At 70.1% G+C, this 25305-nt stretch carries 21 protein-coding genes and 6 pseudogenes; 11 read left to right on the top strand and 16 right to left on the bottom strand.

Features of this window, described 5'->3' with window-relative positions:
• Positions 1-54 precede the first annotated feature (54 nt).
• From V8690_RS21370 to V8690_RS21345, 6 genes and pseudogenes are all read right to left on the bottom strand, one after another.
• Positions 55-735, bottom strand: a complete 681-nt coding sequence (locus V8690_RS21370; RefSeq protein WP_338781155.1) for a ScbR family autoregulator-binding transcription factor — start codon at positions 733-735, stop codon at positions 55-57.
• Positions 736-862: 127 nt separating this feature from the next.
• Positions 863-1186 (bottom strand): annotated as a pseudogene (locus V8690_RS21365) (LuxR C-terminal-related transcriptional regulator); the annotation flags it as partial.
• A gap of 371 nt (positions 1187-1557) precedes the next feature.
• Entirely contained in the window at positions 1558-2088 is a 531-nt protein-coding gene (locus V8690_RS21360) for a transposase (RefSeq protein WP_338785414.1), read from the bottom strand.
• Positions 2085-2623, bottom strand: a pseudogene (locus V8690_RS21355) (winged helix-turn-helix domain-containing protein). Before V8690_RS21355 ends, V8690_RS21360 begins: the two are co-directional and overlap by 4 nt.
• Positions 2624-2654: 31 nt before the next feature.
• Positions 2655-2822 carry a hypothetical protein gene (locus V8690_RS21350; RefSeq protein WP_338781153.1) on the bottom strand — a complete coding sequence of 56 codons (168 nt, stop codon included), beginning with the start codon at positions 2820-2822 and terminating at the stop codon, positions 2655-2657.
• A complete protein-coding gene (locus V8690_RS21345; protein WP_338781151.1) occupies positions 2804-3115 on the bottom strand; it encodes a sensor domain-containing protein in 312 nt (103 codons plus the stop codon). The genes V8690_RS21350 and V8690_RS21345 overlap by 19 nt, the downstream gene beginning before the upstream one ends.
• A gap of 362 nt (positions 3116-3477) precedes the next feature.
• Between V8690_RS21345 and V8690_RS21340 the strand changes: the two genes are divergently transcribed.
• From V8690_RS21340 to V8690_RS21315, 6 genes and pseudogenes are all read left to right on the top strand, one after another.
• On the top strand, positions 3478-3894 hold the full coding sequence (locus V8690_RS21340; RefSeq protein WP_338781149.1) for a hypothetical protein: 417 nt from the start codon (positions 3478-3480) through the stop codon (positions 3892-3894).
• Between the two features lie 75 nt (positions 3895-3969).
• Complete coding sequence (locus V8690_RS21335; protein WP_338781147.1) at positions 3970-5433, top strand: VanZ family protein; 1464 nt, start codon at positions 3970-3972, stop codon at positions 5431-5433.
• Positions 5434-5445: 12 nt separating this feature from the next.
• Positions 5446-5709 (top strand): annotated as a pseudogene (locus V8690_RS21330) (IS3 family transposase); the annotation flags it as partial.
• Between the two features lie 88 nt (positions 5710-5797).
• Positions 5798-6097: a helix-turn-helix domain-containing protein gene (locus tag V8690_RS21325; protein WP_338775737.1), complete on the top strand. Its 300-nt coding sequence runs from the start codon at positions 5798-5800 to the stop codon at positions 6095-6097.
• Positions 6064-7143 carry an IS630 family transposase gene (locus V8690_RS21320; RefSeq protein ID WP_338785413.1) on the top strand — a complete coding sequence of 360 codons (1080 nt, stop codon included), beginning with the start codon at positions 6064-6066 and terminating at the stop codon, positions 7141-7143. The genes V8690_RS21325 and V8690_RS21320 overlap by 34 nt, the downstream gene beginning before the upstream one ends.
• A gap of 68 nt (positions 7144-7211) precedes the next feature.
• Positions 7212-7466: pseudogene (locus tag V8690_RS21315) on the top strand (helix-turn-helix domain-containing protein); the annotation flags it as partial.
• Positions 7467-7828: 362 nt separating this feature from the next.
• Here V8690_RS21315 and V8690_RS21310 read toward each other — a convergent pair.
• Positions 7829-8488 carry a response regulator transcription factor gene (locus V8690_RS21310; protein WP_338781145.1) on the bottom strand — a complete coding sequence of 220 codons (660 nt, stop codon included), beginning with the start codon at positions 8486-8488 and terminating at the stop codon, positions 7829-7831.
• Positions 8485-9804, bottom strand: coding sequence for a histidine kinase (locus V8690_RS21305; protein ID WP_338781142.1), 1320 nt, complete (start codon positions 9802-9804; stop codon positions 8485-8487). The genes V8690_RS21310 and V8690_RS21305 overlap by 4 nt, the downstream gene beginning before the upstream one ends.
• Positions 9805-9843: 39 nt before the next feature.
• On the opposite strand from V8690_RS21305, the gene V8690_RS21300 reads away from it, so the two are divergent.
• The 3 genes from V8690_RS21300 (at position 9844) to V8690_RS21290 (ending at position 13079) form a co-directional block, all read left to right on the top strand.
• Positions 9844-10614 (top strand): ABC transporter ATP-binding protein, encoded by a 771-nt coding sequence (locus V8690_RS21300; protein ID WP_338781140.1) that lies wholly within the window; start codon positions 9844-9846, stop codon positions 10612-10614.
• Positions 10611-12620: an FtsX-like permease family protein gene (locus V8690_RS21295; RefSeq protein WP_338781139.1), complete on the top strand. Its 2010-nt coding sequence runs from the start codon at positions 10611-10613 to the stop codon at positions 12618-12620. Before V8690_RS21300 ends, V8690_RS21295 begins: the two co-directional genes overlap by 4 nt.
• Before the next feature lie 210 nt (positions 12621-12830).
• On the top strand, positions 12831-13079 hold the full coding sequence (locus tag V8690_RS21290) for a hypothetical protein (protein WP_338781137.1): 249 nt from the start codon (positions 12831-12833) through the stop codon (positions 13077-13079).
• On the opposite strand, the gene V8690_RS21285 is transcribed toward V8690_RS21290, so the two are convergent.
• The 7 genes from V8690_RS21285 to V8690_RS21255 form a co-directional block, all read right to left on the bottom strand.
• A complete protein-coding gene (locus V8690_RS21285) occupies positions 13072-13791 on the bottom strand; it encodes a TrkA family potassium uptake protein (protein ID WP_338781135.1) in 720 nt (239 codons plus the stop codon). The genes V8690_RS21290 and V8690_RS21285 overlap by 8 nt on opposite strands.
• Positions 13784-15163 carry a potassium transporter TrkG gene (locus tag V8690_RS21280; RefSeq protein WP_338781133.1) on the bottom strand — a complete coding sequence of 460 codons (1380 nt, stop codon included), beginning with the start codon at positions 15161-15163 and terminating at the stop codon, positions 13784-13786. Before V8690_RS21280 ends, V8690_RS21285 begins: the two co-directional genes overlap by 8 nt.
• 194 nt (positions 15164-15357) lie before the next feature.
• The gene (locus V8690_RS21275; protein WP_338781131.1) at positions 15358-16224 is read right to left on the bottom strand and encodes a potassium channel family protein; all 867 of its coding nucleotides are present in this window, start codon (positions 16222-16224) and stop codon (positions 15358-15360) included.
• A 561-nt stretch (positions 16225-16785) separates the two neighbouring features.
• Positions 16786-18324 carry an alanine/glycine:cation symporter family protein gene (locus tag V8690_RS21270; protein WP_338781130.1) on the bottom strand — a complete coding sequence of 513 codons (1539 nt, stop codon included), beginning with the start codon at positions 18322-18324 and terminating at the stop codon, positions 16786-16788.
• A 368-nt stretch (positions 18325-18692) separates the two neighbouring features.
• Positions 18693-20534, bottom strand: a complete 1842-nt coding sequence (locus V8690_RS21265; RefSeq protein ID WP_338781129.1) for a glycoside hydrolase family 15 protein — start codon at positions 20532-20534, stop codon at positions 18693-18695.
• A gap of 33 nt (positions 20535-20567) precedes the next feature.
• Positions 20568-21131 carry a helix-turn-helix domain-containing protein gene (locus V8690_RS21260; protein WP_338781127.1) on the bottom strand — a complete coding sequence of 188 codons (564 nt, stop codon included), beginning with the start codon at positions 21129-21131 and terminating at the stop codon, positions 20568-20570.
• A gap of 37 nt (positions 21132-21168) precedes the next feature.
• Positions 21169-21474 (bottom strand): hypothetical protein, encoded by a 306-nt coding sequence (locus tag V8690_RS21255; RefSeq protein ID WP_338781126.1) that lies wholly within the window; start codon positions 21472-21474, stop codon positions 21169-21171.
• 137 nt (positions 21475-21611) lie between these two features.
• Between V8690_RS21255 and nhaA the strand changes: the two are divergent.
• Together nhaA and V8690_RS21245 are read left to right on the top strand one after the other, a co-directional pair.
• Positions 21612-21850, top strand: a pseudogene (gene nhaA, locus V8690_RS21250) (Na(+)/H(+) antiporter NhaA); the annotation flags it as partial.
• Positions 21851-22017: 167 nt separating this feature from the next.
• Positions 22018-23148: a site-2 protease family protein gene (locus V8690_RS21245; RefSeq protein WP_338781125.1), complete on the top strand. Its 1131-nt coding sequence runs from the start codon at positions 22018-22020 to the stop codon at positions 23146-23148.
• 164 nt (positions 23149-23312) lie between these two features.
• On the opposite strand, the pseudogene V8690_RS21240 reads toward V8690_RS21245, so the two are convergent.
• A pseudogene (locus V8690_RS21240) lies at positions 23313-25266 on the bottom strand (NAD-binding protein).
• Positions 25267-25305 lie beyond the last annotated feature (39 nt).

Genomic DNA, 25305 nt, shown 5'->3' with positions numbered 1-25305 from the left:
GCTTCAACACTGTTGGCCACCGGGAGGCCGGCCGGAAGCCGACGGGGTGCCCCGCTACCGCAGCGCGAGCCCCGCCCGGCCCGGCTCCTCCAGCACTCCGTCCGCCCCCCTGCCGACGTCCGGCTCGGTCCCCGCCGGGTCCAGCGCGTCGGCCAGATGCGGTGCGGCCACGCACGGCAGGAGCAGGTGCCACAGGTCGGTCAGCGAGGGACGGGCCAGCCAGCCGGGGTCCTCCCGGGCCAGCACCTCGATTCCGGTCGTGGCGGCGAGGACGACGGCGCTGGAGCGGTGGGGCGGCATCCCGGCGGCGAGTTCACCCCTGCGCTCCGCCTCGGCCAGCAGCTCGTGCACGCACTCCCGCCACTCCCGCCGCAGGTCCCGCACCCGCCCGGCGACCGCCTCGGCGTTCAACCGCAGCCCCGCGCGCACCACGATGTCGGCGCACAGCAGCCGGGCGACCTGGTGCGTGACGTCCACGAGGCGCTGGAGGGCGCACCCGTCGCCGTCGCGGCCCCGGCCCGCGACCCGGCGCAGGGCACGGGCGGCCGCGTGCTCGACGGCCTCGGCCACGGCGGCCTTGTTCGCGAAGTGGAAGTGCAGCGCGCCGGAGCTGACGCCTGCTCCCGCGCTGATCTCCGAGAGACTGGCCCGGACGTATCCCCGTGCCTCGAACTGCTCGGCCGCCGACCGGATCAGCGCGAGACGGGTCCGGACGGCCCGGTCCTGTTTGGTCACCCCTGGCTCCCGTGGAGGGCTCTGATGGCGACGCAATGAAACCAACTCGCTGGTTTTTGCACAACGCACGGACCGGCCGGAGGCCCCGGGTCCGGGCGTCCCGGCCCGGACGTCGGCCGCACGCCCACGCCCGCAAGTACGCCAGCACGGCCAGCATCCGGCGATGGGTCTCGTCCGCCGGCGGGAGGTCCAGCTTGGTGAGGATGCCGGAGATGTGCTTGCCCACGGTGGCCTCGGAGACGACCAGTTCACGGGCGATGGCGCCGTTGGACCTGCCCTGCGCGATCAGCGCCAGCACCTCCCGCTCACGCGGGGTCAGCCGCTCCAGCGGGTCACGGCGGCGGCGCAGCAACTGCCGTACGACCTCGGGGTCGACGACCGTGCCGCCGTCAGCCACGTCGCCGAGCGCCTCGACGAACTCCTCGACCTGGCCGACGCGGTCCTTGAGCAGTACTTCCCCTGCCCGCTCCGCGGGAGCAGCATTCACCCCGGCTCCAAAGGACCGGACCCCCTGCCCGGCAAGCAAGGTGGACGATCTCGCGCAGTTCCGCACGGGCGGTGCCCGCCTCCTGTGCGCCTTGGTGAGTTGGGAGGCCATCGGGCCGGGCAGGGCGTCGAGACGGGCCAGGCCGAGTGTCATCCTCAGGGCAACGAGCCGCTGCTGTGCCCCGTCGTGCAGATCGCGCTCGATGCGCCGCCGCTCCGCCTCGAAGGCGTCCACCAACCGCACCCGGGAACGGGCCAGGTCGGCGACCCTGGCCCCCAGGTCGGCCTCGTCCGGCGCTATTACTGAGGTTGAACTCGTGATGTCGTGGCTGTTGGTCAGGCGGGTCTGATGGACAGTCCGGTTTCGGCGAGGCAGCCGTCTATGAGGTGGCTGCGGTACTGGATGTGCCGTAGGCCGCGTCTGATGCGCTGGACGAGGTGTTCGGGGGTGCTGAAGGCGACGTTGGAGAGCCAGCCGCGTCGCAGGAGGGACCAGATCCCTTCGACGGGGTTGAGGTCGGGTGCGTAGGGCGGCAGGTAGTAGATGGTCAGCCAGTCCCTGGCTTCCGCCCATTCCCGCAGGTCGGCGGCTTTATGGACGTTGAGGTTGTCCCAGACGAGCACGATCGGGCCGCCGAGCTGCTGGTGGGCTGTGATCAGCAGGTCGCGGTAGTCGCGCCAGGAGAAGCTCTTGCGCCCGTCGCGCTGTCCGTCGTCCCGGCGCGGCCGGTAGATCAGCCGGGACCGGTGGCCGGGCTTGTAGCAGGTCAGCGCGGCGATCGACACTCGTCTGCGGGAACGGCCCCGGACCCGCACCACCGGGGTCCGGCCGCGCTGTGACCAGGTCTTCGCCTGCGGCGGCGTCATGGAGAAACCGGCTTCGTCCTCGAAGACGAGCCAGGCTCCACGGGCCGCCGCGAGCCTTCCGCGCGCGGCCACACCTCCTTGATCCACCCGGCCACCGCGTCGTCGTCCCGCTCGATCGCGCGTCGGGCCGGGACCTGGCAGGACCAGCCGTTGCGCACCAGCAGCTTCCGAACGCCCTGAATCGTGTACGTCAGGTGGAAGCGCCGACCGATCACCGTCTTGACTCGCGCCAGCGTCCACCGCTGGTCCTCCCAGCCATGTGCGGCCTGCCCTTGGCCAGCTCCGCCTCCAGCTGGGCGAACTGCTTCCCGCTCAACCTCGGAAGAGACGCCGGCCCCTGTGACCGCAGAGCCCGCAGGCCGCCCTCGTCCCACGTCCGCCGCCACCGCTGCACCGACCGGACGCTGACCCGCAGGTCCTTGGCGATCACCGAGCTCGCCTCGCCCCGGGCGAACCTCTCAGCCGCCTTGAGTCGTAACTCCTCGCGAGACTGCTGCCGTTCGGCGGTCAGCCCGCCTCCTTGTGGATACCGCATGCCCCGGTGATACCGCACGAGCGACGAGCCGTCAGCCCCTGCGACACCACGAGTTCAACCTCAGTAGCAGCCGCGCCAGCCCGGCCCGCGCGCCCGCGGTGACGCCCAGCAGGTAGGCGCCCAGGGCCAGCATGACCAGCCCGAGGGCGGCACACCCGAAGGCCGCCGGCCAGGTGGTGACTAGCCACGCCTTGAGCACCTTCGCCTCCCCGATCGTGGCCAGAGCAACGGCATGGTGAGGACGGACGACGGGCCCAGCAGGAAGACGGCGAACGCGAGCACGTCGATCAGCCACAACGCCCCCGCGAACAGCAGGGCGTGCCCCAGCTCCCGCCAGGTGGAGCGCTCCCGCAACCGGGTCGACAGCCACGCCCGCAGCCCCGGCTCCCCGGGTGTCCGGTGCGAGTGGGGCGCCGGCTCCGCGTCGACCAGCCCCAGCCGGAACCGCTCCACCGCCGCCACCTGCAGGCCCGCCAGGGCCGTGCCTGTCAATAACGTCCGTCAGTTTTAGACCTAGACCGGCGTGATCACCGACGCCCGGCAAGAGCTCGCGACCCTGCCGACGCCCCCGGCTAACCAACAACGTCCCGTCCGTGCGAGCAACACCATCGCAACCGGAGCCGTGGAACCCGGCGCGTCAGCCGGCCACCAACCTGTCCACCTGCAGGATCTCCACCCCGAAGGAGCCCGCAGGTCCGTCAGCGACCTGCCGAACCCTCACGCAAGAACAGTAAGCTCAAGAAGAGATCAAATACTCTTCACCGCTTGAGCGGAACTATGTTCAAATAGTCACGGCACCCGCCAATGACCACAGCGGGAGCTTGTCATGGACACATCCAATCGGGGAGTTCTTCGTGCGCACCAAGACCAGTGCCGCAGTCATCGCCTGCACCATAGCGGCAGGCTCCGTCCTCTTCAGTGCACCCGCCGCTTCAGCCGCCGCCTACTGCGACTCGGCCGGTTACACGGCATCCAATGACCCCACCGAGCGGTGCACCAGCCTTTCCAACGGCATCCTGTATCACAAGAAGACCAACAGCGCCCCGACCAACATCTACACAACTTACTCCAAGACCGGGGGCTCCAAGACCAGCGTCAAGCTCGGCTACAGCATGCGGGGCGACACCCACTACTCCGCGTCCATCTCCATCAGCTCTGGCCAGACAAAGCAGAAGTCCTGGAAGCTGACCGGTGACTACGGCTGCTACAACAGCACCGGCCTCCTCAAGTACAGCGGCGGTACCTACCAGACGCCAGCCGCACACTGCTGATTCATGTAGCCGGGGCCCCGCCTGTCATGGAGGGGCCCCACTCCTGCTGCCTGTCCTGATTTTGGCAAGGATGCCGTGTTTATCACGATTCCTCAGAACCATTATGACTACCTGGCGATTTGCACGCTGACCGCACTTGTGCTCGGCGGTGCGACATGGTTCCTCTTCCGTCGCATGGGCTACTCGTTCGGCGCTTTGCGGGGCGGCCTCGCTGCCACCCTTACCGGTGTACTCGGTGCCAATTTCATGGGCAGCGGTCGCGCTAGCCGCCAGTGTGTCATCAGCCGCGATCTCGTCGAGCCCTTCCACACCACGCAGGGGATGTGGAACCTCGCTATGACCGTGGCACTCGGATTCTTCGCACTCCTCGCTGTACGCCACGTGCTGCCCGCGCTATTCGCAGTCGTGACGTTGCCGGTGGCCATCGAGTTCACCCAGGCCACAGTAAACGGCCTGGGCCGTACCTGCGACAGCGCGGACGCCGAAATGAACATCCTCGGCGGTATAGCAGGGGTAGCCCTTGCTGCAGCCTTGCTTGCCGCAAGGGGAGGGAAATTCAGCTGGCATGGAAGTGCCAAGCCAACGCTGGCAGCCTTCGCGGTGACAATCTTCTTGGGTACTGGCCTGGCGCGTTCGATGGTCACATTCACACATGTCGACAGTACGAGCCTCGCGACAGCAGGATCTCAGCAACGCCAAGCCGTGGAGGAAGCGGTCAACGAGGCATTCGGTGACCACTACGTGCTGGGCGAGGTTCACGAACAACCATGTGCAGGCGTTTCGTGCACTAATGTTGTTTTCAATCTACTCAGCAGAGACAAGCGACACCCAGACGAGTTCGGAAACGGCAGCCTTTCATGGCCGGACAAAAACCATCTCAATGTGTTGCTTGTAGACAGCGACCGCCCCAGCGTCATGGGCTATCCCGTGCCTGAGGCAGAGAAGCCAAATACGGAGGAGTCAGCATTTAAGATCGCGAAACGGTATATGATTGAGCACTACCCATGGGCGAAGAATGCGACTACTCATAAGACTTATAAAGTTGGCGAGGCTGCCGAACTAGGATGGATGACCAGCTTTCGCTGGTTCCAAGGCGACGTGTTGATGCCCCGAATGTTGGATGTTCAAGTCAGCAGAGCAGGGCAAGTATCCCAAGTAGATGTCGCCCTGGGTCCAATGAAAGCTGAACTCCCCAAGGCAAAGCTCGATGCTAGCCGGGCCGAGTCGGCGGTACTCGACGGGTTGGCCGTTCAGTATCGAGCCACTAGGGGTAGCGACATGAGCACTGACCAACTCAAAGCGCACTACCAACTGGATGCCTTCACTCTCAAGGCGACGAAACGAGACGGACTCTGGCATCCTGAGTGGCTCGTGAATGTGGCGCCGCGCGAGGATGAGCAGGCAACCGAGCCAGAGGCCCCGGGCGCGGCAGAGATGTGGCGTGTGGATGCGGTCAATGGAACGGTCTACGACGGCACTAACGAGCCGGTAAGGATCAGGTTGAACCGCTCCGGGTCTGATGGAGGCTCGATTCCCTGAGAGGATCGAGTCATGGCCCGTCCGGCCCCCTACCCTGCTGAACTTCGTGAGCGTGCGGTGCGCATGGTCGCGGAGATCCGTCCCAAGCACCCAACCGAGTGGGCCGCGAATCTGGGCATCGGCGCCGCGGGGACGGTGCGGACGTGAGTCCGCAAGTCCCAGGTCGACGCCGGCCAGCGGCCCGGCGTCACCTCCGAGGAGGCCGCGGAGATCAAGCGGCTCAAGGCCGAGAATGCCGAGCTTCGGCGGGCCAATGAGATCCTCAAGGCGGCCTCGGCTGGCGGACGTACGGGAGTAACAGCTACGAAGACGCCCCTAGTGTGGTGCGCCCGAAATCTCGGGCTTAAGTCTGTAGCCTGTTTTCATGTCTCGGGGTCCTCGTGCCGTCGAAGTTGTGCTGTCCGATGAGGAGCGCGCCGAGTTGCTGCGCTGGGCGGGCGGGGCGGTGGCGCCCCGTCTTGTCGAGCGGGCACGCATCGTCTTGGCGTGCGCGGACGGGAAGCCGAATACGCGTGTGGCGGCGGAGTTCAAGGTAACCGCGGACACGGTGAGGAAGTGGCGGTCGCGGTTTGCTGCCCGGCGGATGGCCGGACTTGCGGATGAGCCGCGGCCGGCCGGCGCAAGTCGGAGCTGGTGCTCAGTGATGACGAACGGGCTCAGCTGACGCGTTGGGCGAGGCGCGCCAAGACCGCGCAGTTCCTGGCTCTGCGCGCGAGAATCGTGCTGCTGTGCGCGGAGGGCGGGACGAACAAGCAGGTGGCGGCCGAACTCGGGGTGCGCGAGCAGTCGGTGAGCCGCTGGCGGGCCCGGTTCGTCAAGCGGCGGCTGGACGGGCTGGTCGACGAGCCGCGGCCCGGCAGGCCGCCCTCGATCCTGCTCGACCAGGTCGAGGACGTGGTCATCGCGACGCTGGAGTCCACGCCAGGTAAGGACACGCACTGGTCGCGGACTTCGATGGCCGAGCGCACCGGGCTGTCGAAGTCCACCATCGGGCGGATCTGGAAGCGGTTCGACCTCAAGCCGCACCTGCAGGATGCCTTCAAGCTCTCCACCGATCCGCAGTTCGTCGCGAAGGTCGTCGACGTCGTCGGCCTGTATCACCACCCGCCGGAGAAGGCGGTGGTTCTGTGCGTGGACGAGAAGAGCCAGATTCAGGCGCTGGACCGCTCGCAGCCGGTGCTGCCGATGATGCCGGGCATGCCCGAGCGGCGCACCCACGACTACCTACGGCACGGCATCACCAGCCTGTTCGCCGCCTTCAACATCGCCGACGGCACCGTCATATCGGCACTGCACCGCGGCCACCGGGCGATCGAGTTCAAGAAGTTCCTGGTCACGATCGACAAAGCGGTACCGGCCGGCCTCGACGTCCATCTGGTCTGTGACAACTACGCCACCCACAACACCGCCGAGATCAGGACGTGGCTCAGCAAACACCCCCGGTTCCACGTCCACTTCACTCCGACCGGCTCCTCCTGGATGAACCAGGTCGAGCGGTGGTTCGGCCTGTTGACCGACAAACTCATCCGTCGGGGCGTCCACACCTCCGTGAAGGCCCTGGAGGACGACATCACCGCGTGGATCGACACCTGGAACGAGAATCCGCGGCCCTTCACCTGGACCAAGACCGCCGACGAGATCCTCAACTCACTCGCCGACTACCTCACCAAAGTCACTCCGCCAGCCAACAAAAACCAGGAAGAAACTTAAGCCCGAGATTTCGGGCGCACCACACTAGGGCACGTCCGTCTCATGATGAAACCGATAACCTGGCAGCCGTGAAACGGACCTCGTTCGACACCTGGCCCTGCTCCATCGCCCGCACCGCCGACATCCTGGGCGACGCCTGGAGCCTGCTGGTGCTGCGCGAGGTCTTCTACGGCGCATCCCGCTTCGCCGGCTTCATCGGCTCGCTCGGCATCGCCCGCAACACCCTCACCGACCGGCTGCGGCGCCTGGAGGCCGAGGGCCTGCTGCGGCGGCAGGCCTACCAGAGCGACCCGGTCCGCCACGCGTACCTGCTGACGGACAAGGGCCGCGACTTCTTCGGCGTACTCGCCGCGTTCAACGCCTGGGGCGACCGCTGGCTGGCCGGCGACGAGGGCGCCCCGGTGGTCCTGCACCACACGCCCTGCGACCACGACACCGAGGCCCGGGTCGTCTGCTCCTCCTGCGGCGAACCCCTGCGTCACCAGGACCTGACCGCCCGCACCGGCCCCGGTTACCCGGCCCGCCTCCTCGACGACCCCGCCGTACGGGAACGCTTCGCCCCGGCCGGCCGCTGGGGGACGCCCGGGCCGACCGGGCCTGAGAGCTTCCGCACGCGAGCGCACGGGCATGCCGCTGCCGGTCGCGATGCGCGACACCACCGCTGCCCGCAGGGGAACTCTCCGCCCTACCGCTCCCGGACCATGCCGCGCTCCCACGCCCAGGCGGCGATCTCGACCCGGTTACGGGCGTCGATCTTCTGCTGGATGTTGGCCAGGTGCGTCTTGACGGTGGACAGTGACAGCACGAGTTGGTCGCAGATCTCCTGGTTGGTGCGGCCCACCGCGACGAGCCGGACCACGTCCAGTTCGCGCTCGGTCAGGGGGCCGGGGGCATCCGGACCGCGCCGCGTGGCGGACAGTTCCTTCAGCAGCCGGACGGTGACGGCGGGGGAGACCAGCGCGTCGCCGCGGGCGGCGGCCCTCACCGCCTCGATCAGCAGGCCGGGCGGGGCGTCCTTGAGCAGGAAGCCGCAGGCCCCGTTGCGCAGCGCGGTGTGCACGTAGTCGTCCTGGTCGAAGGTGGTGATCACCACGACCCGCATCGGTGCGTGGACTCCGGGGCCTGCCAGGGCCCGGGTGACGTCCAGGCCGTCCAGTTTCGGCATCCGGATGTCGACCAGACACACGTCCGGCCGCAGCCGGCGGGCGAGTTCCACGCAGGCGGCGCCGTCGGCGGCCTCACCGACCACCTCGATACCGGGCTGGGCGCCGAGGATCAGCCGGAAGCCCATCCGGACCAGCTCCTGGTCGTCCGCGATCAGCACCCGGATCGCCGCGTCGTTCACGCCGGTGATCCTGCCACAGCGGCCAGCACCGGGAAGGCGGCGGTCACCCGCCAGCCACCGTCGTCGGTGGGGTCGGCGGTCAGCGTGCCCGCCACCGCTTCGACGCGTTCCCGCAGGCCGACCAGCCCGAAGCCGCCGCGCCCGCCTACGGGGACGGCAAGGCGCGCGGCCGGTGCCGTGTTGTGCACCTCGACCCGCAGCCGGTGCCCGTCCACGTCGATCCGTACCGCGACCAGGGCGCCGGACGCGTGCCGGCGCACGTTGGTCAGTGCCTCCTGCACCACGCGGTGCACGGACGTCTCCACCTCGGGGCCGAGCCGTACTTCGCGGGCCGCCGCCGCCACGTGCAACTGGGCGTCCCCTTCGTCTCCGGAGAACGCGGAGACCAGGCGGGCGAGTTCCGCCCACACCTCGCCGGGCCGGACGCCCGCGTGGTCGTCCTCGCGCAGGACCCGCACAAGGCGGCGCATCGAGTCCAACGTCTCCGATCCGGAGCGGGTGATGTTCTGCAGCAGCGGTCCGACCTGTTCCGGTGCGGTGTGCTGGAGGGTGAGTGCGGCATTGGCCTGGACGATGATGCCGGTGACGTGGTGGGCGACGAAGTCGTGCAGGTCGTGGGCGAGCTCCAGTCGCTGGCCCTGACGCACGGCGGCGATGTCGCGGGCCCGCCGCTCCTCAAGCAGCCGTACCCGCATGCCCCAGGCGAGAGCCACGCCGGCGGCGAGCGTCATCAGCAGGGACCCGCTGAGGGCGTCCTGGCCGTCGTTCTGGACGTCCATCGGCAACAAGCGCAGCGGGATCACGATGACCGCCGCGGTCAGTGCGGCCGAAACGGCCGCCGCGGCCCTCGGGCCCGGCACCGCCCACACCGCACGGGACAGCAGCACCAGCAGAGCGACGCTCTCCAGCGCCCCCCAGGTACCGGCACTGTCCGGGCCCGCCAACGTGGCGATCACGGCTGTGAGGACCAGCGAACCGCCGACGGCGAGCACGGCACGTACCTGCACGCTCGGCCGACGAGCGGGCGACACCAGCGCCATGCAGGCAAGCGGCCCGGACACCATCGGCAGCAAGCTCGACCAGCGGTACTCGGGCGCGCCGTCGGCGAACACGTCGAGCAGCCCCACCAGGCCGAGGATGATCCAGCCGGCGGCGATCAGCGCCCGGCGGAGCAGCGGAGTCCTTGAGTACACACCCGGCAGGATACGGAAGCGGCGATTCCCCGCGGACTCGGCCGAATGGCCGATGTCCGGCGGCCACAACCGGCCGTCCGGCCGAGCCCGCCGGAAACCGTGCGCCCCGATCGTGGACGGCATGCACCTGATGATCACCGTTCTCTCCGGGGAGACCGCCCGATGAACACCCCCTCCGCCGTCCTGACCGGCACCGGCCTGTTCAAGTCCTACGGCATCACCCGCGCCCTGGCCGGCGTCGACATCGACGTGACGGCCGGCGAGTCGCTGGCCGTCATGGGCCCGTCCGGCTCCGGCAAATCCACCCTGCTGCACTGCCTGGCCGGGATCGAACGACCCGACTCCGGTGAAGTCCTGCTGGACGGCAAGCGGATCGACAAGCTCCGCGAACCGGCCCGCAGCGAGCTGCGCCGCACCGCGTTCGGCTTCGTCTTCCAGTCCGGCCAGCTGCTGCCGGAACTGCCCGCCGACGAGAACGTGGCCCTTCCGCTGATGCTCGGCGGCACGGTGCGCCGGGAGGCCGTCGAGCAGGCCCGGCAGTGGTTCGGGCCGCTGGGCCTGCAGGGCCTGGAGAACCGGCGTCCCGGACAGCTGTCCGGGGGCCAGGCGCAGCGGGTTGCCATCGCCCGGGCCCTGGTCGGCCGCCCGAAAGTGATCTTCGCGGACGAGCCGACCGGCGCGCTGGACCAGGCCACCGGCATGGACGTGATCCATCTGCTGGTGGAGGTCAGTCGCGGCCAGGGCGCCGCCCTGGTCGTCGTCACCCACGACGCGAACGTGGCCCGCTGGTGCGACCGCACGGTACAGGTCCGCGACGGCCGCCTGACCGGAACCCAGGCCGAGACGGAGACCGGCGCGCAGGCCGAGACGGAAACCCGAACCCAGGCCGAGACGGAGACCGGGACCGAGGCGAAGGCGGGGTACCGGCGATGAGGGCACCGGACCGCACCACCTGGGCGCTGACCTGGCGGCTGACCCGGGCCGGCGGCCGCACCGGCCTGCTCACCACCGGGCTCGCGGTCGCGGCGGCGGCCGTGTCCACCGCACTGCTGCTGCTGTGCGTCGCGATGAACCTGGGCTTCCAGCACCGCTCGGACCGCACCGACTGGCGAAACCCGGTGGAGTCCTCCCGTCCGGTGGCCGTCGAGGCGGTCGGCACGACGTTCACCCGGGGAGTGCCCGTCACCGTCGTGGACGTCGCGCGGCTGCCCGGACGCACCGCTCCCGCCCCGCCCGGCCTCGACCGCTTCCCCGCCCCGGGCGAACTGTGGGTCTCCCCGGCGCTCGGCGCCCTGCTCGACCGGCTGCCCGCCGACCGCCACCCCGTCCCCGGCACACCCACCGGAACGCTGGGCCGCGCGGCGCTGGCGCACCCCGGCGAACTCGTCGCGGTGATCGGACACCGCTCCACCGACCAGGCGGTCACCGCCCCCCGCGCGCCCGATCCGCGCCGGGTCGGCGACATCGCCTCCCCCACCCGCGTCGCATCCTTCACCGGCGCGCCGCTCACGGACGGCATGGGCAGGATGTACGAGTTCCTGGCCCGGCTCGCCACCGTCCTCGTCATCGTTCCGCTGCTGGTGCTGGGGGCCTCCGCCGCCCGGCTGTCGGTCTCCCGCCGCGACCAGCGGCTCGCCGCACTACGCCTCATCGGTGCCACGCCGGGCCGTATCACCGGGCTGGCGGCCGCCGAGGCACTGCTGACCGGGACGGCCGGAGCGCTGCTCGGCGCCGTGGGGTACGCCGTGCTGCTGCCGGTGGCGGCGAGCCTGCCACTCGCGGGCGGCGCCTGGTACACGGCCGACCTGTGGATCGGCGCCCTGCCGCTGCTCGCGGTGACGGCCGGGGTGGTCGCGCTGGTCGTGGTCAGCGCGCTCGCAGGACTCCGTCAGGTGGTCGTCGGCCCGCTGGGCGTGGCACGCCGCTCGCGCAGCCGGGGAGCGAGCGCCGTACGAGCGGTCGTCTTCGTGGCCGTCGTCGCCGGATACGGCTGGATCACCAAGAAGTACGGCAGCGGCGACTCCATGGCGCTGTACGCGTTCGCCGCGATCTTCCTGGCTCTGGCCGTGATCGGGCCCTGGGTGGTCCGGCTGCTCGGCAGGATCGTCACCGCCCTGGCCAAGCGGCCGGCGACGCTGCTGGCCGGGCGCCGGCTGCTCGACGATCCGAAGGCCGCCTGGCAAATCGTCTCCGGGCTCACCCTGGCCGGTTTCGTCGCCGGGTTCTTCGCCCTGCTCACCCTGGACGCCGCTCCCCCGTGGGGAGGACGGCCCGACCAACTCGCCACCGCCGTCCCGGTCAACAAGGTGACGCAGGTGCGCACGCTGGCCGAACAGCGCCTGCACGCCGCCGGGGTGACCGCGGTGATCGGCGTGGACGACGGCCTCGTGGCCCAGGCCCCCTACGACAGCCGCCAGGTCACCGCCACCGTGTCCGGCGGCCCCGCCGAGCTGGACCGCGCCCGCACCGCGCTCACCGGCCTGACACCCGACCAGTACCCGCTCACCACCACCGACGTGAACTGGTCCGAGGCACGGTTCACCCGCGACTTCACCACCCTCACCCGGGTGGTGCTCGTGGTGACGTTCACGGTCGCCATCACCTCGGCCGGGATCACCGCCGCCTCCTCCGTCCTCGACCGCCGCCGCACCTACGGCCTGCTGCACCTGGCCGGGACCCCGTTGCGGGTCCTGGACGCCGCCCGGAACCGGGAGACACTGATCCCGGTCACGGTGCTGGCGGGCGGGGCCGTCGCGACGGGCCTGCTGTGCGGAGGATCGATAACGCTGGCCGGCGGCGACTCCTCGTTCGACGCACGCGGCCTGATCGTTCTCGCGGCATGCTGCGCCGCCGGGTTCGCCGGAATCCTGACGGCCGCCGGGCTGAGCCGCCCCCTGCTGCGCGCGGTCACCCGGCAGGCGGGGGCGCGGGGGGAGTAACGCCGCGGGGGGCCGGACCGGACCGGCCCCCCGCACAGGCGGCCTGTCCTGAGGCATCGAATGAGCTCTCCAGAACATCGCGCGCGCTGCCGACGGTCTCGGCCTGACGAGCCGGCGGATCCACAGAGCCGTCGCACACACGTGCGGGATAGCCCCCGGTGGTCACCGGCCTCGACCAGGCCGGTGACCACCGGGGAAGAGGAGACCGCCATGGCACCCAAGCCGGTCCGGGCAGTGATCGGCGAGATGCGGATCACCTGCCAGGTCTGCGGCAGTGATGTGTTCCGGGAGCGGGACGTGCTGAACAGCGTCGGCCTGGAGTTCATGAAGATGGCGTGGGCGGACGAGACGGCGACCGGGCTGATCTGCTGGCGGTGCGGATTCGTGCACCTCTTCGTGAACAGGGACCTGAAGCTCCATCGCGCGGACAAGCAGCCCCCGGAACGGGGCTTCAGCTGAGCTCGGCGAACGACTCCACCGCGCGGGTCTTGCCGGTGACGACGATGACGTCGCCCTTCTGGACGACCGTCTCGGCGGTGGCGTAGGTGAAGCCCTCTCCCGGCCGCTTGATGCCGACCACGGTGATGCCGTACCTGCTGCGGACCTGGCTCTGGCCGAGCGGCATGCCGGTGGCGATGTCCGGGGCGACGGTTTTCACCAGCGCGTAGTCGTCGTCGAACTCGATGAAGTCCAGCATCCGGCCGGTGACCAGGTGGGCGACGCGCTCACCCATCTCGTGCTCGGGCAGGACGACATGGTGCACACCGAGGCGTTCGAGGATCTGGCCGTGCTGGCGGCTGATGGCCTTGGCCCAGATGTTGGGCACCTCGGCCTCCAGCAGGTTGGAACTGACCAGGATGGACGCCTCGATGTCGGTGCCGATGGCGACGACAGCGCTGGTGAACTCGTGCACGCCGAGCTGGCGAAGCACCTCCGGATCAGTGCAGTCGGCGACGGCGGCGTGGGTGAGCCCGTCGTTGTACTTCTGGACAAGTCGGGCGTCGGTGTCGATGCCGAGGACGTCCCAGCCGCGCCGCATCAGCTCGCTGGCCAGCGAGGAGCCGAAGCGGCCGAGCCCGATGACGGCGACGCGCTGGTCACCGCCACGGGCGTCGGTCTCCGTCGGACGCTTGCGGTGGCGACGGCGCAGGGCGTGCAGCTTGTTAACCAATGACGGGTCGCTCCTCTGGCAGGTCGTAACGGCGGGTGCGCTCGCGCAGGGCGAGGGCCGAGACGAGCGTGATGGGGCCGAGGCGGCCGACGAACATCAGGACGACCAACAGCAGCTGCCCGGCCGTGGGCAGGTCGGCGGTGATACCGGTGGACAGACCGACGGTTGCGAAGGCGGACACGGTCTCGAACAGCACCGCGTCCATGGGCTCCTCGGTCAGCGTGAGCAGGACGAGCGTCGAGCCCATGACGAGGCCCACTCCGAGCAGCGCCACCGTCAGGGCCTGGCGCAGCACGTGCGGTGCCAGACGGCGGCCCAGCACCGTGGAGGTGGGCTCGCCCCGCACCTCGGCAAGGATCGCGGCGAGCAGCACCGCGAAGGTGGTGACCTTGATGCCGCCCGCGGTTCCGGCGCTGCCTCCGCCGATGAACATCAGCACACACGTCATCAGCAGCGTCGAGGGGTGCAGCGCGCCGACGTCGATCGCGTTGAAGCCGGCCGTGCGGCTCATGGCGGAGTGGAAGAAGCCGTCGAGGATCTTGCCCGCCGGGGTGTGCGGGCCGAGCGTGCCGGGGTTGGTCCACTCCAGCAGGCAGGTCAGCAGTGTTCCGGCGACCAGCAGGACTGCGGTGGTGATCAGGGTGAGTTTGGCGTGCAGGCTCCAGGTGCGATGCCCCGTCGTACGGCGTCGGCGGCGGTGGCGCATCAGTTCCAGCAGCACCGGGAAACCGAGACCTCCCAGGATCACCGCGGCGGCGACGGGCAGGGTCACCCAGGGGTCCTGGGCGTAGCGGGTGAGGCTGTCGGCGTGCAGCCCGAAACCGGCGTTGTTGAACGCGGACACGGCGTGGAAGTAGCCGAGGTACACGGCGCTGCCGATGCCTTCGCCATAGCCGTACCGGAAGCGCAGCGACAGCACCGCGCCCACCGCGAGTTCGACGATCAGCGTGGTACCGGCCACGCCGAGCAGGACGCGCCGTACCTCACCGATGCCCAGGCTCTTCGTCTCCGCCTGCGCGGTCAGCTGCATCCGGAGCCGCAGCCGGCCCGCGATCAGCACCGCCAGCAGTGAAGCCAGGGTCATGATGCCGAAACCGCCGACCTGGATCAGGGCGAGGATCACGCCCTCACCGAAGCCGCTCCAGTACGTTCCGGTGTCCACCACGGCCAGACCCGTCACGCACACCGCCGAGGTGGCCGTGAACAGCGCGGTCACGAAACCGGGCGAGGAACCCCGCTCCGCGGCGAAGGGCAGGGACAGCAGCACAGCGCCAAGAAGGACCACCACCGCGAACGCCAGGACAACCGCGCGGGCGGGGTGGGCGGTGAGCAGCGACGACCATGACCGCAACCGCGTCGCCAGGCCCGCCATGGCCGTCCTTTCCCCGCCTGCCCGACGGCCGCCGTCTTCACCCGCCTGCGTCAAGTGCTCATCGAGATCCCGGCCGCACACCCTACCCGTGAGTCGCGCCCACTGAGCGTCCGATGCCGACGCGCCGCTGTGTGCCGGCCCAAGCAGCCGTACATGCCGAGGCCCGTGCCGACAGGGCGCGGATGCCTTCGGGTTCAGCGGCTGCCGTGGTCGTGCGCGTAGGCGGCCAGGACCTGCTGCGCGGTGCCTTGCGTGTGCAGGAAGCGGTCGTCGAGTACGGCGGCGAGGTCGTCGAGTGCCGCGCCGAGTACCGAAGCCGCGAGGCGGATACCCGCGTGTTCCGCCCGCCGCGCCTGCTCGGCCAGGTCGGCGGCGTAGCCGATCGTCCGGGCCAGCGAGGTATCGCCGGGACCGTCGTGGAAGTAATAGGACTCGGGGTACTGGGTGAAGTCCACGCAGACCCGGGCGATGTCACAGGCGAGTCCGTCCAGCACCGCGGCCCCGGCATCGGAATCCAGCTGCTGCGGCGTCAGACCGGCACGGCGCAGGTGGCAGATCCGCAGCGCCAGCGCCCGGCGCCGGGCCAGCGCGGGATAGATGCCGAGGACCCAGGAGACGGTCGCCGTCAGCAGCGCAAAGCCCACCAGGGCTTCTAGAGGTGCGACGACGCGCAGCCAGCCCTCCGCGGGGGCGATGTCGCCCAGGCCGAGGGTGGCGACGATCACCAGGGAGATGTAGAGGGCGTCCACCGGCCCTGAGTGCTCGGCCGGCTCCAGCGAGCTGGAGAAGGCGAACGCCTCCGGCATGTGGGGCCAGTACACCAGGGCCCAGCCGACGGCCACTCCACACGCCCACATCACCACCACACCGACCATGCCGAGCGGTCCGACCAGCCCCGCCGCCCCGCGCACCGCACGGCCCGGGGAGAGCAGCCGCCACAGCCCCGTCATCACGATCCGGCTCAGGCCCCCGTGACGCGTCGGATGCCACAGCGTGTGGAACAGATCCCTCAGGATGACCAAGACCATGGCGGCACCGATCAGCGTGACCAGCCAGTCCATACGACCTCCTCGTCCGGGCGCAGCGGCTCCAGCCTGCCGTGTCACCAGTCCACCCGGGCCGTCACCACACCTGGACCTTTCGGCGGCGAGCAGCGGTTCTCCGACACCGAGGGCCACCTGGTCATGATGGAGGCGGCCGGCTGTACGACCCGGATTCCGGCCGGTTCCCGGGATGGACCGGGCCGTGCGGCTTCGAGCAGGCGACCGTGATGCCTCTCACCGGCCGGACGGGCAAGGGCGGATCGAGGCTGTCGGCGAGCTGTACGCCCCGGAGGGCCCATGGCATGGGCCGGCGTGGCAGGTCATGGATGCCCGAGCCAGACGGGCCGGCTCATCGGCCGAGTCCTCGGAGTGGCTGCGGCGATCGTCGTGGTGGCGGGAGCGGTGTCCCAGCTCTCCAGCGACTTTGGCAGCGGTGTCAACAGGTTGGGAGATGCGGTCTCGACGCAGTCGGACGATGCCTGTGCGACGGCGCAGCCGGCAGGGGAACGGGCCCGTGCTCACCAAGGCGCAAGGTGTGCACGGGCCCGTTCAGGAGCCGGGCCGCCGGGAGGGGGACGGTCAGACGGTGGTCTTCACCGACTCCTGGTCTTCCTCGCCCTCGATGGCCTCACCGGCGTCACGGGCGCGGACGAACTCCAGGAAGGAGTTGAGCTCGCGCTTGACGACCGGTGCGAGGAGGTACAGGCCGATGATGTTGATGACGGCGAGCATGAAGAGCACCGCGTCGGCCATGTCGATCAGGGTCTGGAGCGTCAGGAGCGAGCCGGTGATCGCGAACAGCGTGTAGACGACCTTGTAGGTCAGCTCGCTGGTCCTGCTGCGGCCGAAGAGGTGGGTCCACGCCTTGAGGCCGTAGTAGCCCCAGGTCAGCACGGTGGAGATGGCGAACAGCAGCACCGCGACGGTGAGGATGTACGGGAACCAGGGCAGGACCGTCTCGAAGGCGTCGGAGGTGATCGTGACGCCGCCGATGGAGTCGGGGTCCTTGCGGGCCTCGGCCCAGCTGGCCGGGTTGGCGATGACGATGGTCAGCGCGGTCATCGTGCAGATGACGACGGTGTCGATGAACGGCTCCAGCAGGGCGACAAGGCCCTCGCTGGCCGGGTGCTTGGTCTTCACCGCGGAGTGGGCGATCGGCGCGGAGCCCAGACCCGCCTCGTTGGAGAAGGCGGCCCGCTTGAAGCCGATGATCAGCGCGCCGAGCACACCGCCGGCGACACCCTCCGGGTTGAAGGCGCCCTCGATGATCGTGACGAACGCGTCCGGGACGGCGGTGACATTGACCAGGATGACGACCAGGCAGGCCGCGATGTAGATGCCGGCCATGGCGGGCACGAGCCTGCTGGTGACGTTGGCGATGGAGCGGATACCGCCGAGCAGCACGATGCCGACGAGCGCGGCGACCAGGATGCCGAAGAACAGCGCGCCGGCGGAGGAGCCCATCAGCCCGTCCTCGCCGCCGGTGACGGAGACCAACTGCGCGTAGGACTGGTTGACCTGGAAGAGGTTGCCGCCGAAGAGGCCGAAGAACAGGATCATGAACGAGGCGAGGACAGCGAGGACCTTGCCGAGCTTCCTGCCGTTCGTGCCGAATCGGTCGGCGAGGCCCTTAGGCAGGTAGTGCATCGGCCCGCCGGAGACGGTGCCGTCGGCATGCACCTCGCGGTACTTCACGCCGAGGGTGACCTCGACGAACTTGGACGCCATGCCGAGCAGGCCGCACAGGATCATCCAGAAGGTGGCGCCGGCGCCACCGATGGAGACGGCTACGGCCACACCGGCGATGTTTCCGAGACCGACCGTGCCGGAGACGGCCGCGGTCAGTGCCTGGAAGTGGTTGACCTCACCGGCCGACCCCTTCTCGTCGTACTTCCCCCGCACCACGTCGACGGCGAGTCTGAACTTGCGGACCTGAACGAACCCGAACCAGCCGGTGAAGACCAGACCGGCGACGACGAGCCAGGCCACGATGAGGGGAAGGTCCGTCCCCGCGACGGGAACGGCGTAGAAGACGGCTTCCCCGAGCCACTTGGCTATGGGCTCGAAGAAGTCGCTGACGGCTTCGTCGACGGACTGAGTGACGGAGTCGAGTGACACGGTGGCTACCTCGATGGCGCAGGACCGGAACACGGGGTGAGTGCTTCCGGTCGATGTGCGGTTGGTGGGAGTGGACGCCGACGGCTGAACGCCGACCTTTGAACGTGGCCCCACGGATGCGGACCGTGATCGCCCTGAGCGCGTTGCCGGTGCACGCCGACCGCTCCGCACTGCGGTGAGGAGTTATTACCACCTGCGGAGTTGGGTTGTTCTATCACGGTCTTTGCAAGATCTTTAGTAACGCAGATCACATAACCGTCGGTGATGATGGAAAGTGCCAGCGAGCGATATCAAGCCGTTATTCGGAGACCTGAATACGTTCATCGGACACATTTCTGAGCCGATGCCAAAGCCTCAGACCTCTGCCCTCACCGAAACCACGCGTGGGTGGAGAGCTCCGGCCGTACGCCGCGCTGTGTGCGGGCGAGGACGACGGCGCTGGACATCAGCCCGACGTGGCTGAGTGCCTGAGGGAAGTTGCCGAGGAAGGAGCGGTCTGCGGGGTCGATCTGTTCGGCGAACAGGCCGAGGGGGCTGGCGTAGGAGCACAGCCTCTCGAACAGCTCCGAGGCTTCGTCGACGCGGCCTTGGCCCGCGAGGTTGTCCACGAGCCAGAAACTGCACAGCAGGAAGGCGCCCTCCGGCTCCTGGAGGCCGTCGGGCGAGTCCTGCGGCAGGTAGCGGAACAGCAGGCCGTCGCCCGCGCCGAGGCGTTCGGTGATCGCCTGGGTGGTGGCCACCATGCGGGGGTGGTCGGCGGGAAGGACGCGTCTGAGGGGCAGGGCGAGCAGGGAGGCGTCCAGGCCGCCTCGTGCGCCGAGGTGTTCTGTGAAGGAGTGCGTGTGCTCGTCCCAGGCGTCGTGGATGATCCGGCCGGTGAGGTGGCGGGCCTCCGCGGCCCACGTGGTGGCGTTGCCCGGGAGATTCAGGCGGGCGGCGAGTCGTGCGGCGCGGTCGAGCGCCACCTGGCACATCGCTGCCGAGTACGTGAACGGGCGTCCGTGGGTGCGTACTTCCCAGATGCCGTGATCCGGTGTCCGCCATGCGGTGCGGGCTTGTTCGGCCAGGCCGGACAGGCGGTGCCACAGACCGGTGCTCAAGGGTCGTCCCGTGGCCGCCCATTGGAAGGCGCAGTCGAGGAGTTCACCGTAGACGTCGTGCTGGAGCTGTTCGACGGCGGCGTTTCCCCACCGTACGGGTGCGGAGCCGCGGTAGCCCTCCAGTTCCTCGTCGATCACTTCCGGCGGCGGTGGCCGGCCGTCCACGTCGTACAGCACGCGCAGTCGCCCGTCCCGCCAGGCGGCGGTCAGCGCCCAGTGGAGGAAGCCTCCGGCTTCGTCGGGAAGGCCGATGCGGCGCAGGGCGAAGACGGTGTACGCCGCGTCCCGGATCCAGGCGTAGCGGTAGTCCCAGTTCCGGTCACCTCCGATGCGTTCGGGCAGGGAGGACGTCGGGGCGGCGACGATGGCGCCGTTCTCGACGTAGTCGAGAAGCTTCAGGGTGATGGCCGAGCGGCGCACCAGGTCAGCGCGGGGAGTGTCGTCCACTACGAAGGCCGACCAGCGGCGCCACGCCCGTACGGTGTCGTTGAAGCACGGGGAGATCGATCGTCCCGGGTCGGTGTCCCGTCGTTCACTCCAGCGCAGACGGAACCAGAGGTCCTCGCCCTGGCTCAGGGACAGGGTGCACCGGGGGCCGGGCAGTGGCCGGGAAGCGGTGAGGTGCAGTTTCAGGGCTTGCCGGGGGCACGTCATTTGCCAGCCCGCCGTCTGACGCTCGGTGTGGGTTCCACCCCGTGGCTGTACCGCCACCGCCAGATCGACGGAGCCGTGTGTGACGCGCGCGTGCCGGACCAGTTCTCCCGTACCGGCTGGGGCGTCCACCTCCAACCGCGCGCCTGGTCGCAGCAGGAACGCATCGGTGATCTCGACGACTCCGGTGTCCGTACGCAGTTCTGTCACGAGGACGCCGGTGTCCTCGACGTAGTGCTGGCGGCTCAGCCGCAGGCCCTCCGGTGCCAGTAGGAAGGAACCGCCGCGGTGGCGGTCGAGCAGTGAGCAGAACAGGGGCGGGGCGTCGAACCGGGGGACGCACATGAAGCTGATGGCGCCGTCGCGGCCCACCAGGGCGCAACCGCGGCCATCGCCGATCAGGCCGTGGTCCTCGATCGGCAGATATCCCTCATGTGGCGCCGGCAGCCACTCGTTCATGCGTGACCCTGTACCCACCCGGGGCGGTCCGGATCACTCGGAGGGCTGCAGCGGGCGGGCCTGCCAGTCCAGGAGACGGGCGCCGAGCTCGGCGGTCTGCAGGATGTGGCGCTGGTCGGGACCGGTGGGGTCGTGGCCGGTGAGTTGCCGGATGCGCCCGAGCCGGCAGGTGATGGTGCGCACGCTCACCCGGAGTCGGCGGGCCGTGGTGGTGTTCAGACAGCCGCTGGCGAAGAACGCGGTCAGGGTTTCCAGAAGTGTCCTGGGCCCGCCGCGTGCGCCTTCGAGGCCGCCCAGGACAGTGGCCACCAGGTCGGTGATGGCGGCGCGGTCCCTGCCGAGGACCTGGAACACCAGCAGGTCCGAGGCGTGCACGCACGAGGCGGTCAGGCCGAGCTGGGTGGCGAGGTCGAGGGTGCTGCGGGCCTCGTGGCAGGAACGGACGATGCCGCTGGGGCCTGGCCGGGGGCGGCCGACGGCGATCCTGCACCGCTCGTCGACGGCCTTGCGCACCGCGCCGGCGAAGAAGTCCGCGACATCCGGGGCCGCGCCGGGCGATACACACACGAGCAAGCTGTCCTTGGTGGTGATCAGCACGTCCTGCGCACCGAAACGGGCGGTCAGCGCCTCCGACCTAGCGCGTGGTGTCGTCGCCCGCGCCGAAGGGCTCGCTCGTCCGGGCGACGGCCACGCTGTGCGGCCCGACCAGCCGTAGCCCGAATCGTCCGGCCCGCTCGGCAAGGCGGCCCAGGCCGGTTCGGCCGACGAGCAGGTCGTCGACGAACTCCCGCCGCATCGCCTCTTCGCCTCGGATGGCCGCGCGATGGGCGGTTTCGCAGCCCCCGGTCAGCGCCACGGTCGCCTCGCCGATCGCGCTGATCAGAGCCGAACCGACTTCTCCCGGATCGTCGGGCTCCAGAGCCTGGCCAGCCGCCGGCACGTCCGTCCAGACCCGGCACACCGAGGCCGGATACCCGGCGACCAGGAACCGCAGGGCCGTTCCGCGGCCGGCCGCTGTGGCGGCGAGCTGCCGAAGCCTTTCGAGGTCTTCGACAGGACCCCGCAGACCTCGGGCACATCAAGGCCGCCGTCCTCCTCGGCTCCCTGACCTCCGCGCTCCTGGCTGCGTGCTGCTCAGACCGCGGAACCACGAGTACCGGCGGCTGTACGCGGAGGAGAACCGTGACGAGAACGCCGACGGCATCCCCGACGTCTGCCAACAGGCCGGCTCCGCCTCACCGCGGGGCACCACGGACACGCGGACTCAGCATCCGGACCGGCACGGTCACAGTGGCGGCGGATCTGCCGACCCATGAGTACTCGACGGGTGATCACCCATGCCCAGGAACGTCGCATTCCTCGTCACCTGCGCTCGGGGAGCGAGACTGACAGTGGGCGGACTCTGTGCCGATCCGTTCCCGCGGGCACCCCGGCGTGTCGGCTTCGGTGCGGGAACACCCGCCCCGGTCCGCAGGAGATGGCGATGAACAGCTCGGTACGGATGGGACGCGTTCTCGGGGTGCCGCTGCGCATCCACTGGACCGTGCCCCTGCTCGTGATGCTCTTCGGCTACAGCCTGGGAAGCCAGACCCTCCCGGCCAGGATCCCGGGCCAGCCCGACGCCACCTACACGGTCGCCGGCCTGGCCGGGGCCCTGCTCCTCCTAGCGAGCCTGCTGGCCCACGAGGCCGCCCACGCGGTGACCGCCCGCAGGAAGGGCGTCCAGGTCCAGAGCATCACCCTGTGGGCCTTGGGCGGAATGACCAGAATGGGCAAGCCACGCACGGCCGGCACGACCTTCCTGATCGCCGTCAGCGGGCCGCTCACCAGCCTGGTCGTCGGTGCGGTGGCGCTCGGGGCTGGCATCGGGCTGGAGACGTTGTCCGGCTGGGCCGTGCCCGCAGCCGTCCTGCTCTGGCTCGGTTGGGTGAACCTCGTCCTGGCCGTGTTCAATCTGCTGCCGGCCGCCCCACTGGATGGAGGGCGGGTGGTGCAGGCGCTGACGTGGTGGCGGACCGGAGACCAGGACCGCGCCGAGCGAGCGGCCGCCCGCGGCGGGCAGGTCCTCGGCATCCTGCTCGTCGGCGTCGGGTGGATCGCTGTGCTGCGCGGCGCCCTGAGTGGACTGTGGCTGGCGGTCATCGGCTTCTTCGTCGTGATCATCGCCAGCGCGGAACACCGGAGCGCGAGGCTGGCCCCCGCCCTGCGCGGACTGCGGGCGGCCGATGCCATGTCGAGTCCGGTGGAGACGTGCCAGGACTGGCTGACCGTGCAACGCTGCCTCGATGACGTGGCCGTGCGCACCCGCCACTCGACCATGGCCCTGATCGACTTCGAGGGACGCCCCAGCGGCCTGCTCCACCTCCCCCGGCTCGCGAGGATTCCTGCCCCGCAGCGGGAGACCCTGCGCGTGCGTGACGTGGCGACCCCTTGGGTGCGGTGCACCACCTGCGCTCCGGACGACCTGCTGGTGGAGGTGCTCGAAAGGCTCTCCCCCGGCCGCGGCCTGCCCATCCTCGTCACCGACGGGCACCACCTGGCCGGCATCATCACCGCGCACGACATCTCCCGGCTCGTCCAGCGCCACACGCCTGGCGGAACGGAGGGCCCGTAAGGACAGGTCAGGCAGGACGTCAGGAGCACTGGCCGACGTCTGCAAGCGGTTCCCGGCAGCCGGGCGCCTTGGGCAGCAACGGCTTGCGGCACTGGTCGTCGAGGGTTTACGCACCTGCGACCCGGTGGGAACAGCCCAGCCGCACCGAAACGGTCGCTGCTCCGCTAGGCGTCAGTGGTTCGCGCCCTCATCCGTGACTGCCGGCCCAGGAGCTCGGCCAGGCCCTGGCGCGTCGCGGCGAGTACCACGCGGTCTTCGGGCCGTAGGACATAACCGGGGTGCAAGTCCCAGACGAGTCCGCCGGGGCGTTCGGCGCCGTGGTGCGCCGGTGTGGCGGCGAGGTCCGGCAGTCGCTCGCCCGGCTCGGCCGTGTCCAGCGCCAGAACGCGCCACTTGCCTGGACGGAACGACTCGGCGATGGTGCGCCCTTCCAGCTGCGGGTGCCCGGCGACACCGAGGGCGGCGAAGAGCAGCACGCGGCGTTCGACGGGAATGGCCCCGAGGACCTGGCGGCCCATCATGGCCCCGGCGAAGGCGGGGGCCGCGAGGGTGGAGACGCTGCGGCTGCGGGTGAGGGCGCGCGGGTGGGCGGTGCGCAGGGTGCGGTAGACAGCGGTGGCGAAGGCGTCGTCGTACAGGCGCAGGGCCACCCGCAGGTCCGGTTTGAGGGAGCGTGCGTACAGGGCGGATTCGAGGTTGGTGGTGTCGTGGCTGGTGAGGGCCAACAGAGAGTGTGCCCGGTGGATCTTTGCGGCCTCCAGCACGCCCTCCTGGGTGGCGTCCCCGAGAACGGTGGGGACGCGCAGTCGGCGGGCGAGCGGGATGCCGCGCGCTTCCGGGTCCGCCTCGACACACACCACGGGGATGTCGAGCTCCCGCAGACGGGCCAGGACCCGGGTGCCGATCTTGCCGAGGCCGACCAGGACGACGTGGCCGGACAGGCCGCGGGGTGGCCGGCGCAGCGCGGAGGCCGTGCGGAACGTGCCGAGCGCCTCCAGGACGGCCGCGAGCAGGACGGGCATGAGCAGCAGACCGGCCAGTCCGGCGAGGAGCTGGAGCACCTGACGCGCGGTGGGCTCGTCGAGGGCCGGGTCGCCGATCGCGAACAGGTCGAGCAAGGTGAGGTAGGCGGCGTGCAGCGGGTGATGCCCGGTGCTCAGCCAGGTTGCGACGGCCACCCCCAGCACACAGCCCAGGAGCCCGGCCAGTGACCAGCGCAGCCGGCGCGAGAACAGGGAGCCGAGCGGCAGTCCGCGCCCCGCCAGCCGTCGCGGTGCGGAACCGGAAGCCGTGTGCGTGACAGTTTCGAGGACCACCGTGCCGCGCCCGGTGGCGCCCGCGACCGTGTCGTCGTCCGGGAGCAGAATCGGCGCCTCCCGGCCGCTGGCGTCCGAACCTTCCGCTCCGGCCGGGTCGTTGGTGGTCGACGACAGCAGGGCCAGGGTGCACAGGCCTGGAGCGGCGACCCGGCCGTGACCGGGTGGAGTGCGTTCCACGGCGCGCAGCAGCAGGCCGTCGGCCTGGACGACCTTGCTGGTGCCCGCGACGGCGGTGGCCGCGAGCGCGGGTGCCGCGGTGTCAGCGTCCGACAGGACGGTGGTGGAGGTGTCCAGGGCCTCGGGATCCAGGCCGGGGACGGCGAGGATGGCGGCCTGGTCGAGGAGTTCTTCCAGGTGCTGTCCGAGCTTGCGGTTGTAGAGCCGGATGACCAGGCGCAGCCGGGGGTTGAGACGGCGGGCGGCCAGCGCGGCGTGGATGTTGGTCTCGTCGTCGTCGTGCACGAGCGCCAGCGCGGCGGCCTCGCACACGCCCATCTCGGCCAGGGCGGCTTCGTCGAGGACGGCGGTCTCGACGATGCGGGCCGTGCCAGGCCGCGCCCGAATCGGTCGAGTCCTCCGTGCGGTTCACGGCGGCCTGTATCCGGCCGAGCAGCGCGGCGGCGCGCGCCCTTCCGGTGGTGGCGCCGGGCCGCCGCGAGGGCGGTACGACCAGAGTGACCCGCTCCCGGTACACGGTGGCGAGCTCGGCTGCCAGCCTCTCGGCGAGCGCGTCGTCCCCGCACACGATCATGTGCCCCGGACGCGGTACGCCAGGCGCGGGCTGCGGGAATGTGATCATGCCGTACGACTTCCCCGGCTCAGGCGGAGGAGGAGCCGC

Origin of the sequence: Streptomyces sp. DG1A-41 (assembly GCF_037055355.1) — a bacterium.
In the GTDB taxonomy this organism is placed as follows: Bacteria; Actinomycetota; Actinomycetes; order Streptomycetales; family Streptomycetaceae; genus Streptomyces.
Note: the sequence above shows the minus strand (reverse complement) of the source record. Positions and strands in the feature narration are given on the sequence as shown.